Raw genomic sequence first — 9,937 nt, forward strand, 5'->3', positions numbered from 1 at the left:
ACTACGGGCTGGAGGCGGACCTGTTCGCCGCCGTGCCGGAACTGGTCAAGGCGCTGTAAGGCCGACGGCGAACCTCATCCGTATGGCATCCCGGGGCATCGTTCGCGATGCCCTTTTCACGTCTCATGTCCGCAGGCAGGCGGGCGACAGGAAGGAGACCCCATGAGCTACACCGCCCCCCTCAAGGACATGCTGTTCGACATCGAGCACCTGGCGCGCATCGACGAGATCGCGAAGCTGCCCGGCTTCGAGGACGCCGGCCTGGACACCGCCAAGGCCGTGCTGGAAGAGTGCGCGAAGTTCACGCAGGACGTGCTGGCGCCGCTGAACGTCAAGGGCGACCAGGAGCCCTCCGCCTTCCAGGCCGGCGAGGTGACGGCCACGCCCGGCTTCAAGGAAGCCTTCGCGCAGTACGCGGCCGGCGGCTGGCAGGGGCTGCAGCATCCGGCCGACTTCGGCGGCCAGGGCCTGCCCAAGCTGATCGGCGCGGCCTGCGGCGAGATGGTCAACAGCGCCAACCTCAGCTTCGCGCTGTGCCCGCTGCTGACCGACGGCGCCATCGAGGCGCTGCTCACCGCCGGCTCCGACGAACTGAAGGCGACCTACCTGGAGAAGCTGGTCAGCGGCGAGTGGACCGGCACCATGAACCTCACCGAGCCGCAGGCCGGCAGCGACCTGGCGCTGGTGCGCAGCCGCGCCGAGCCGCAGCCCGACGGCACCTACAAGGTCTTCGGCACCAAGATCTTCATCACCTACGGCGAGCACGACATGGCGCCGAACATCGTCCACCTGGTGCTGGCCCGCGTGGCCGGCGCGCCGGAGGGCGTGAAGGGCATCAGCCTGTTCGTGGTGCCGAAGTTCATGGTGAACGCGGACGGCAGCCTCGGCGCGCGCAACGACGTGCACTGCGTGAGCATCGAGCACAAGCTGGGCATCAAGGCGTCGCCGACCGCCGTGCTCCAGTACGGTGACCACGGCGGCGCCGTCGGCTACCTCGTCGGCGAGGAGAACCGCGGCCTGGAGTACATGTTCATCATGATGAACGCCGCCCGCTACGCCGTGGGCGTGCAGGGCATCGCGGTGGCCGAGCGGGCCTACCAGCACGCGGCGGCCTATGCGAAGGAGCGCGTGCAGAGCCGCCCGGTGGACGGCTCGGTGGCCGGCAGCGCCGCCATCGTCCACCACCCTGACGTGCGCCGCATGCTGATGACCATGCGCGCCCTCACCGAAGGCTGCCGCGCCATGGCGACCGTGGCCGCCGCCGCCTACGACGCCGCCCACCACCACCCGGACGCCGACGCGCGCAGGCAGAACCAGGCCTTCTATGAATTCCTGGTGCCGCTGGTCAAGGGCTACAGCACCGAGATGAGCATCGAGGCCACCTCGCTGGGTGTGCAGGTGCACGGCGGCATGGGCTTCATCGAGGAGACCGGCGCCGCCCAGTACTACCGCGACGCGCGCATCCTGCCGATCTACGAAGGCACCACCGCCATCCAGGCCAACGACCTGGTGGGCCGCAAGACGGCGCGCGACGGCGGGCAGACGGCGCTGGCCATCGCCGCGCAGATCGCCAAGACCGAAGCCGAGCTGGCCGCCGGCGGCAGCGCCGACGCGAAGGCCGTGGCGCAGCGCCTGGCCGCCGCGCGCGAGGCCTTTGCCGAGGTCGTGAAGTTCGTCGCCGGCGGCGCCAAGGGTTCGCCCAACGACGTCTTCGCCGGCAGCGTCCCCTACCTGCTGCTGGCCGGCAACCTGGTGGCAGGCTGGCAGCTGGCGCGCTCGCTGCTCGCGGCCGAGAAGCTGGCGGCGCAGGGCGAGGACGCGCCCTTCATGCAGGCCAAGATCGCCACCGCGCGCTTCTACGCCGACCACATCCTCACGCGCGTGCCCGGCCAGCGCGATGCCATCGTCGGCGGCGCCGCCAGCGTGATGGCGCTGCCGGCGGACGCCTTCTGACTTTTCCCCTCATCGCCATCCCGGAGACCCTGTCCATGTCCAGACTGCCCGGCGCGCTCGCGCACCTGCCGCTGCCCATCATCGGCTCGCCCCTGTTCATCATCAGCAACCCCAAGCTGGTGGTGGCGCAATGCAAGGCCGGCGTGGTCGGCTCCATGCCGGCGCTCAACGCCCGCCCCGCCGAGCAGCTCGACGAGTGGCTGGCCGAGATCACCGAGGAACTGGCCGCCTACAACAAGGCCAACCCCGACAAGCCGGCCGCGCCCTTCGCCATCAACCAGATCGTGCACAAGAGCAACGACCGGCTCGAGCACGACATGGAGATGGTGGTCAAGTACAAGGTGCCGATCGTCATCACCTCGCTGGGCGCGCGCACCGACGTCAACGACGCGGTGCACAGCTACGGCGGCGTGACGCTGCACGACATCATCAACAACAGCTTCGCGAAGAAGGCGATCGAGAAGGGCGCCGACGGCCTGATCGCGGTGGCGGCCGGCGCCGGCGGCCACGCAGGCACCAAGAGCCCCTTCGCGCTGGTGCAGGAGATCCGCCAGTGGTTCGACGGGCCGCTGGCGCTGTCGGGCTCCATCGCCAACGGCGGCGCGGTGCTGGCGGCGCAGGCGATGGGGGCGGACTTCGCCTACATCGGCACCGCTTTCATCGCCACCGAGGAGGCGCGTGCCAGCGACGCCTACAAGCAGGCCATCGTGGACGGCACCTCGGACGACATCATCTATTCCAACCTCTTCACCGGCGTGCACGGCAATTACCTGGCGCCCAGCATCGTGGCGGCCGGCATGGACCCGGCCAACCTGCCCGAGGGGGACCTGAAGACCATGAACTTCGCCAGCGGCGAGGGCAGCAAGGCCAAGGCGTGGAAGGACATCTGGGGCTCGGGGCAGGGCATCGGCGCGATCCGCGAGGTGAGCAGCGCGCAGGCCTACATCGAGCGGCTCAAGAGCGAGTACGCCGAGGCCCGCCGGCGCCTGGCGCTCTGAGCGTCCTTCCGGCTGACCGTATGAAGGTCATACGGCGGCGCCGTATGACGCGGGCAGAGACCGGCGCTACGCTTGCCCCCGCACGATGAAAAAAGCCTACCGCGCCTCCCTGCTGCGCTTCGACGCCGCCGGCCAGCCCCTGTACGACGAGGACGGCCTGCTGGTCGTCGGCCCCGATCCGGACGGCGGCCAGCGCGTCATCGACGCCGGCCCCTTCGCGGCCGTCGCGGCGCGCCATGCCGACGCGCCCGTGACCCATTGGCCGGGCCGCATCATCGCGCCGGGCTTCATCGACATGCATGTCCACTTCCCCCAGACGGACATCATCGGCGCGCCGGCTGAGGGCCTGCTGCCCTGGCTGGAGAACTACACCTTCCCCACCGAGTCGCGCTTCGCCGAACCGGCGCATGCGGCCGAGGTGGCGGGCTTCTTCCTCGACGAACTGCTGCGCAACGGCGTGACCACCGCGCTGGTCTTCGCCACCTCGCATCCGGCCTCGGTCGATGCCTTCTTCGAGGCGGCCCGCGGGCGGGCGCTGCGCATGATCGCCGGCAAGGTGCTGCAGGACCGCCACTCGCCCGACGGCGTGCGCGACGACACCGAGCAGAGCCTGATCGACACCGAGGCGCTGATCCGCCGCTGGCACGGCACCGGCCGCCTGGGCTACGCGATCACCCCGCGCTTCGCGCCCACCAGCACCGATGCGCAGCTGCGCGGCGCCGGCGAGCTGGCGGCGCGCTACGGCGACACCTGGATCCACACCCACGTGGCCGAGAACAAGGACGAGGTGCGCTGGGTGCGCGAGCTGTTCCCCGCCGCGCGCTCCTACCTCGACGTGTACGTCGGTTTCGGCCTGATGCGCCGGCGCGCCGTGTACGCGCACTGCATCCACTTCGACGACGCCGACCGGCAGCTGATGCGCGAGACCGGCGCCGCCGCGGCCGTCAGCCCCACCAGCAACCTGTTCCTGGGCAGCGGCTTCTTCGACTTCGAGGGCGCGCAGCGCGTCGGCTACCACCACGCGCTGGCCAGCGACGTGGGCGGCGGCACCAGCTTCAGCCCCTTCCACACCATGATGGCCGCCTACTACGTCGGCCGAGAGGGCCAGACCAAGCCGGGCCTGAGCCTGGCGCCCTCGCAGCTGTGGTGGCGCCACACCGGCGCGGCCGCCCAGGCGTTGGGCCTGGAGGGCGTGGTGGGCAACCTGCAGCCGGGCTGCGAGGCCGACTTCGTCGTGCTCAACCCGCAGGCCACGCCGCTGCTGGCGCGCAAGACGGCGCGGGCGCAGAGCCTGGAGGAGCTGCTGTTCGCCATGATCGTGCTGGGCGACGACCGGCTGATCGAGCGCACGGTGGTGTCGCAGGCGCTGCTGCCGGCCTGACGGAGCAGCCGGCCGGCGCCCGGCGCCGGACCCTAGAATCCGCGCCTCACCCGGGAAGCGCACATGAGCATCAAGAGCGACAAATGGATCCGGCGCATGGCCGAGCAGCACGGCATGATCGAACCCTTCGAGCCGGGGCAGATCCGCGCGCAGGACGGGCGCAAGCTCATCAGCTACGGCACCAGCAGCTACGGCTACGACATCCGCTGCGCGCCTGAATTCAAGGTCTTCACCAACATCCACAGCACGGTGGTGGACCCGAAGAACTTCGACGAGAAGAGCTTCGTGGACATGCACGGCGACCACTGCATCATCCCGCCCAACAGCTTCGCGCTGGCGCGCACGGTGGAGTACTTCCGCATCCCGCGCAACGTGCTGACCATCTGCCTGGGCAAGAGCACCTACGCGCGCTGCGGCATCATCGTCAACGTCACCCCCTTCGAACCCGAATGGGAGGGTTACGTGACGCTGGAGTTCAGCAACACCACGCCGCTGCCGGCCAAGATCTACGCGGGCGAGGGTTGTGCGCAGGTGCTGTTCTTCGAGAGCGATCCCGACGACGTCTGCGAGACCAGCTACAAGGACCGCGGCGGCAAGTACCAGGGCCAGCACGGGGTGACGCTGCCCAAGGCCTGAAAAAAGGAGGCGTGCCATGAAGTGGGAAGGCAACCGGCAGTCGGACAACGTGGAAGACCGCCGCAGCGGCGGCGGGGGCGGCTTCATCGGCGGGCGCTCCATCGGCATCGGCACCGTGGTGATCGCGCTGATCGGCTGGGGTGTGTTCGGCATCAACCCGCTGACCACCATCGGCGTGCTCTCCGGCGGCGGCGAGCCGCAGGTGCAGCAGCAGGGGCCGGCCTCCGCACCGCCGGCCGGCGACCGGCAGGCCGCCTTCGTCTCGACCGTGCTGGCCTCCACCGAGGACGTGTGGGGCCAGATCTTCCGCCAGGGCGGGGCGCAGTACCGGGCGCCCAAGCTGGTGCTGTTCCGCGGCGCCACGCCCACCGCCTGCGGCACCGGGCAGAGCGCGATGGGGCCCTTCTACTGCCCCGGAGACCACAAGGTCTACCTGGACATGGGCTTCTTCGACACCATGAGCCGGCAGCTCGGCGCGCCCGGCGAGTTCGCCCGCGCCTACGTGATCGCCCACGAGGTGGGCCACCACGTGCAGGCGCTGCTGGGCACCACGGCCAAGATCGATTCGATGCGCGGGCGCGTCAGCCAGCGCGACCAGAACCAGCTCTCGGTGCGGCTGGAACTGCAGGCCGACTGCTACGCGGGGGTGTGGGCCAACCACTCGCAGCAGGCCCGCCAGTGGCTCGACCAGGGCGACATCGAGTCGGCCATCAACGCCGCCGAGCAGATCGGCGACGACACGCTCCAGCGTCAGCAGACCGGCACCGTGCGGCCCGACGCCTTCACCCACGGCTCCAGCGCCCAGCGCGTGCGCTGGTTCACGCAGGGCTTCAAGACCGGCAGCGTGCAGAGCTGCGACACCTTCGGCGCCCAGGCTCCGTAGGGGTTTTCGCCAGGGCTGCAGGGCGTTTCGTCGCCGGGCCGCCACAAGATGAAAGCATCCCCTCGGGGGGCGGGCAGGTGCGAAGCGGTTGACCGAAGGGCCATTTTTGCGCCTTGTCACTGCCGCTTTTTGCGGCAGTGCGACAATCGAGGGCTTCATGAGTACCCTCTATTCCGACCTCGCGCTGGCGGAACCCCTCAAGCGCGCCGTAGCCGACATGGGCTACGAGAACATGACGCCGATCCAGGCACAGGCCATTCCGGTGGTGCTGGCAGGCCAGGACGTGATGGGCGCCGCCCAGACCGGCACGGGCAAGACGGCGGCCTTTTCGCTGCCGCTGCTGCAGCGCCTGCTGCAGCACGAGAACGCCTCCACCTCGCCCGCCCGGCACCCGGTGCGCGCGCTGGTGCTGCTGCCCACGCGCGAGTTGGCCGACCAGGTGGCCCAGCAGGTCAAGATGTACGCCAAGTACACCCAGTTGCGCAGCACGGTGGTCTTCGGCGGCATCGACATGAAGCCGCAGACGGCCGAGCTGAAGAAGGGCGTCGAGGTGCTGGTGGCGACGCCGGGGCGCCTGCTGGACCACATCGAGGCCAAGAACGCCGTGCTCAACCAGGTCGAGTACGTGGTGCTGGACGAGGCCGACCGCATGCTGGACATCGGCTTCCTGCCCGACCTGCAGCGCATCCTCTCGTACCTGCCCAAGCAGCGCACCACGCTGCTGTTCTCCGCCACCTTCTCGCCCGAGATCAAGCGCCTGGCCGGCAGCTACCTGCAGAACCCCGTCACCATCGAGGTGGCGCGGCCGAACGAGACGGCCTCCACCGTCGAGCAGCACTTCTACAGCGTGCCCGAGGACGACAAGCGCCGCGCGCTCAAGCAGATCGTGCGTCAGCGCGGCATCACGCAGGCCTTCGTGTTCTGCAACAGCAAGCTGGGCACCGCGCGCCTGGCCCGCACGCTGGAGCGCGACGGCCTGCGCTGCACCGCGCTGCACGGCGACAAGAGCCAGGACGAGCGCCTGAAGTCGCTGGCCGCCTTCAAGGCCGGCGAGGTGGACCTGCTGGTGGCCACCGACGTGGCGGCCCGCGGGCTGGACATCAAGGACGTGCCGGCGGTCTTCAACTACGACATCCCCTTCAACGCCGAGGACTACGTGCACCGCATCGGCCGCACGGGCCGTGCCGGCGCTTCGGGTCTGGCGGTGAGCTTCGCGGCCGGCGGCAACGACGTCCGGCTGGTGTCGGACATCGAGAAGCTGATCAAGAAGAAGATCGAGCTGGAGCCGCTGGAGTTCGAGGACGACCGCCCGCGCGGCCGCATCAACGACGGCCGCCGCCGCTGGCGCGAGGAGGGCGAGGCCGGCGACGCGCGCGATGCGCTGGACGCCGCGCCGCGCGGCGGCCGCGGCAGCGACGGCTACCGTGCGCCGCGTCCCCAGCACCGGGCGCCGGCCGCGCCGCGCGACCCCTTCTTCGACCAGCCCTACGAGCCGGGCGAGCGCGATGCCGCGCCGGCCTGGGAAGCCGCCGCCAAGGCCGCCGGCGCGCCGCTGCAGCGACGCATGTCGACCAACATCCGCAGCCGGCGCAAGGTCGCGGCGCTGTTCAAGGCCAAGGTGGCCGAGCCGCAGGCGGACGAGCCCGCCGCTGCCGCCTCGCCGGCCACGGCGCTCACCGAGCCGCAGGCCGCCGAGCAGGACTGACCCTTTTCTTCGCTGCTCAGCCGGGCTTCTGCGCCTGGGGGCAGTGCACCTGGATGCGTTCGCGGTCGGCCAGCGTGGCGCCGATGCGCACCGCCGTGAGGCAGCCGCCCCACACGCAGCCGGTGTCGGTGGCCAGCAGGTCGGGGCGCGAGACGTAGCCCAGGGTCGACCAGTGGCCGAAGGCAACGGTGGCGCCGGCGGTGCGTCGGCCCGGCACGTCGAACCACGGCAGGTGGCCGGCGGGCGGCTCGGCCGTCCCGTCCTTGGCCTCGAACTCCATTTCACCCGCCGGCGTGCAGAAGCGCAGCCGGGTGAGGGCGTTGACGATGACGCGCAGCCGGGCGCTGCCGCGCAGGTCGTCCCGCCAGGCGGCGGGTGCGTTGCCGTACATCTCGTGCAGGAAGGCGACCAGCTGCGGGCCGCGCAGCACGGCCTCCAGCTCGCCGGCCAGCGCCAGCGTGTCCTGCACGGTCCATGAGGGCAGCACGCCGGCGTGCACCATCAGCAGGTCGCCGCCGCCCACGCGCCGGTGCAGCGCCATCGACTGGCGGCGCAGCCAGTCGAGCATCGCGTCGCGGTCGGGCGCGGCCAGCAGCGGCGCCAGCGTGTCGCGGCGCCCGGCCTTGCGCACGCCGTGCGCCACGCCCAGCAGGTGCAGGTCGTGGTTGCCCAGCAGGCACTGCGCGCTGGCGCCCAGGCGCATCGCGCGGCGCAGCACGGCGGCGGAGTCGGGGCCGCGGTTGACCAGGTCGCCCAGCAGCACCAGTTCGTCGCGGCTGGGCGAGAAGCCGATCTCGGCCAGCAGGCGGCCCAGGGCTTCGTCGCAGCCCTGCACGTCGCCGATCAAGTAGAGTCCCATGCTTCGCATTCTCCTTTCCCCTCGATGGATGTCTTCCTGCTGGCCTTGCTGACAACGTGCAACGCGCTGTTCGCAATGTCCGAAATGGCCCTGTCCACCAGCCGCCGCGCCCGCCTGGCGGCGCTGGCCGAAACCGGCGATGCCGGCGCCGCCGCGGCGCTCGAACTGATGGAGTCGCCGACCCAGTTCCTCTCGACGGTGCAGATCGGCATCACCTCCATCGGCATGCTCAGCGGCATCGTGGGCGAGGCGGCCTTCGCGGGCCCGCTGGGCGAGTGGATGGTCGCGCAGGGCATGAGCGCCGGCGTGGCCAGCGTGATGTCCACGGCGCTGGTGGTCAGCGCCATCACCTTCTTCACCATCATCTTCGGCGAGCTGGTGCCCAAGCGCATCGGGCAGCTCTACCCGGAGGCGGTGTCGCGCTGGGTCGCGCGGCCGATGAACGCGCTGGCCCGCGGGGCCAAGCCCTTCGTGTGGCTGCTGTCCAGCGCCACCGCCGCGACGCTGCGGCTGCTGCGCATCGACTCCAGCGCCGCGCGCGCGGTGACCGAGGAGGAGATCTCCGCCAGCCTGGAGGAGGGCGTGGATGCCGGCGTGATCGAGCGCCACGAGCACCAGATGGTGCGCAACGTGTTCCACCTGGACGAGCGCCGCCTGTCCTCGCTGATGGTGCCGCGCGCCGACATCGAGTGGATGGAGGCCGGCCTGACGGTGGCGCAGGCGCTGGACAAGGTGGCCGAGGCGGCCAAGCTGAACCTGGTGCACTCGTGGTACCCGGTGTGCCGCGGCTCGCTGGACGACGTGGTGGGCGTGGTCGCGGTGGCGCAGCTGCTGCAGCTCGGGCGCGACCATGCGGGCACGGTCAGCGGCGTGGCGCAGCCGGCCTCCTTCGTGCCCGAGACGCTCTCGGGCCTGGAACTGCTGGAGCAGTTCCGCACGCGCGCCGGGCGGCTGGTCTTCGTGGTCGACGAGTACGGCGTGGTGCAGGGCCTGTTGACGCCGCGCGACCTGCTGGAGGCCATCACCGGCGAGCTGCAGCCCGGCATGCCGGCCGACGCCTGGGCCACGCCGGGCGAGGACGGGAGCTGGGCGCTGGACGGCCTGATGCCGGTGTCCGAGCTGCGCGCGCGCCTGGACATCCGCGAGCTGCCCGACGAGGAGCGCGGCCGCTACAACACGGTGGCCGGGCTGCTGATGGCCGTCTCGGGGCACCTGCCCGAGGTGGGCGAGCAGATCGAGGTGAGCGGCTGGCGCTTCGAGGTGCTGGCGCTGGAGGGGCGCCGCATCGACCGCGTGCTGGCGCGTCCGCTGCCGCAGGAGGGCGCCGAGGGCCCCTAACGCGGGCCGTGCACCGGCGGATGGCTGCGCCGCCACTGCCAGGGCGGCACCGCGCGGCCCGCGTCGCGCCAGAGGCCGCTGCCCGCACGCTGCGCATCCGCCTGCGCCCGGGCGTAGCGGGCCCGGTCGGTCGGCGCCTGCGCGTCGGCATAGCGCTGGTACCACCAGGCCAGGCCGCTTCGCA

At 71.1% G+C, this 9,937-nt stretch carries 8 protein-coding genes and 1 pseudogene; 7 read left to right on the top strand and 2 right to left on the bottom strand.

The window, feature by feature from the left end; translation table 11 throughout:
• Positions 1-162: 162 nt before the first annotated feature.
• The 6 genes from ACIY1X_RS20815 to ACIY1X_RS20840 all read left to right on the top strand — a co-directional run bounded on the left by ACIY1X_RS20815 (position 163) and on the right by ACIY1X_RS20840 (position 7,556).
• Positions 163-1,953 carry an acyl-CoA dehydrogenase gene (locus ACIY1X_RS20815; protein WP_399684267.1) on the top strand — a complete coding sequence of 597 codons (1,791 nt, stop codon included), beginning with the start codon at positions 163-165 and terminating at the stop codon, positions 1,951-1,953.
• A gap of 35 nt (positions 1,954-1,988) precedes the next feature.
• Positions 1,989-2,951, top strand: a complete 963-nt coding sequence (locus ACIY1X_RS20820) for an NAD(P)H-dependent flavin oxidoreductase (protein WP_399684269.1) — start codon at positions 1,989-1,991, stop codon at positions 2,949-2,951.
• Positions 2,952-3,036: 85 nt separating this feature from the next.
• A complete protein-coding gene (guaD, locus tag ACIY1X_RS20825) occupies positions 3,037-4,332 on the top strand; it encodes a guanine deaminase (RefSeq protein WP_399684272.1) in 1,296 nt (431 codons plus the stop codon).
• 63 nt (positions 4,333-4,395) lie between these two features.
• On the top strand, positions 4,396-4,968 hold the full coding sequence (dcd, locus tag ACIY1X_RS20830; protein WP_038211814.1) for a dCTP deaminase: 573 nt from the start codon (positions 4,396-4,398) through the stop codon (positions 4,966-4,968).
• Between the two features lie 16 nt (positions 4,969-4,984).
• Complete coding sequence (locus ACIY1X_RS20835; protein ID WP_038211816.1) at positions 4,985-5,851, top strand: neutral zinc metallopeptidase; 867 nt, start codon at positions 4,985-4,987, stop codon at positions 5,849-5,851.
• A gap of 157 nt (positions 5,852-6,008) precedes the next feature.
• Positions 6,009-7,556 carry a DEAD/DEAH box helicase gene (locus ACIY1X_RS20840; RefSeq protein ID WP_399684275.1) on the top strand — a complete coding sequence of 516 codons (1,548 nt, stop codon included), beginning with the start codon at positions 6,009-6,011 and terminating at the stop codon, positions 7,554-7,556.
• Positions 7,557-7,572: 16 nt separating this feature from the next.
• On the opposite strand, the gene ACIY1X_RS20845 is transcribed toward ACIY1X_RS20840, so the two are convergent.
• Entirely contained in the window at positions 7,573-8,415 is an 843-nt protein-coding gene (locus ACIY1X_RS20845) for a symmetrical bis(5'-nucleosyl)-tetraphosphatase (RefSeq protein WP_399684277.1), read from the bottom strand.
• A 24-nt stretch (positions 8,416-8,439) separates the two neighbouring features.
• On the opposite strand from ACIY1X_RS20845, the gene ACIY1X_RS20850 reads away from it, so the two are divergent.
• Positions 8,440-9,753: a hemolysin family protein gene (locus tag ACIY1X_RS20850; RefSeq protein ID WP_399684280.1), complete on the top strand. Its 1,314-nt coding sequence runs from the start codon at positions 8,440-8,442 to the stop codon at positions 9,751-9,753.
• On the opposite strand, the pseudogene ACIY1X_RS20855 reads toward ACIY1X_RS20850, so the two are convergent.
• Positions 9,750-9,937: pseudogene (locus ACIY1X_RS20855) on the bottom strand (nuclease); the annotation flags it as partial. The gene ACIY1X_RS20850 and the pseudogene ACIY1X_RS20855 overlap by 4 nt on opposite strands.

The sequence above is a fragment of the Xenophilus sp. genome, assembly GCF_044462705.1.
Lineage (GTDB): Bacteria > Pseudomonadota > Gammaproteobacteria > Burkholderiales > Burkholderiaceae_C > Xenophilus > Xenophilus azovorans.

What these genes read in the sequence shown, in the direction of transcription:
- ACIY1X_RS20815 (WP_399684267.1), top strand. Translation starts at nt 163, where the DNA reads ATGAGCTACACCGCCCCCCTCAAGGACATGCTGTTCGACATCGAGCAC.
- ACIY1X_RS20820 (WP_399684269.1), top strand. Translation starts at nt 1,989, where the DNA reads ATGTCCAGACTGCCCGGCGCGCTCGCGCACCTGCCGCTGCCCATCATC.
- guaD (WP_399684272.1), top strand. Translation starts at nt 3,037, where the DNA reads ATGAAAAAAGCCTACCGCGCCTCCCTGCTGCGCTTCGACGCCGCCGGC.
- dcd (WP_038211814.1), top strand. Translation starts at nt 4,396, where the DNA reads ATGAGCATCAAGAGCGACAAATGGATCCGGCGCATGGCCGAGCAGCAC.
- ACIY1X_RS20835 (WP_038211816.1), top strand. Translation starts at nt 4,985, where the DNA reads ATGAAGTGGGAAGGCAACCGGCAGTCGGACAACGTGGAAGACCGCCGC.
- ACIY1X_RS20840 (WP_399684275.1), top strand. Translation starts at nt 6,009, where the DNA reads ATGAGTACCCTCTATTCCGACCTCGCGCTGGCGGAACCCCTCAAGCGC.
- ACIY1X_RS20845 (WP_399684277.1), bottom strand. Translation starts at nt 8,415, where the DNA reads ATGGGACTCTACTTGATCGGCGACGTGCAGGGCTGCGACGAAGCCCTG.
- ACIY1X_RS20850 (WP_399684280.1), top strand. Translation starts at nt 8,440, where the DNA reads ATGGATGTCTTCCTGCTGGCCTTGCTGACAACGTGCAACGCGCTGTTC.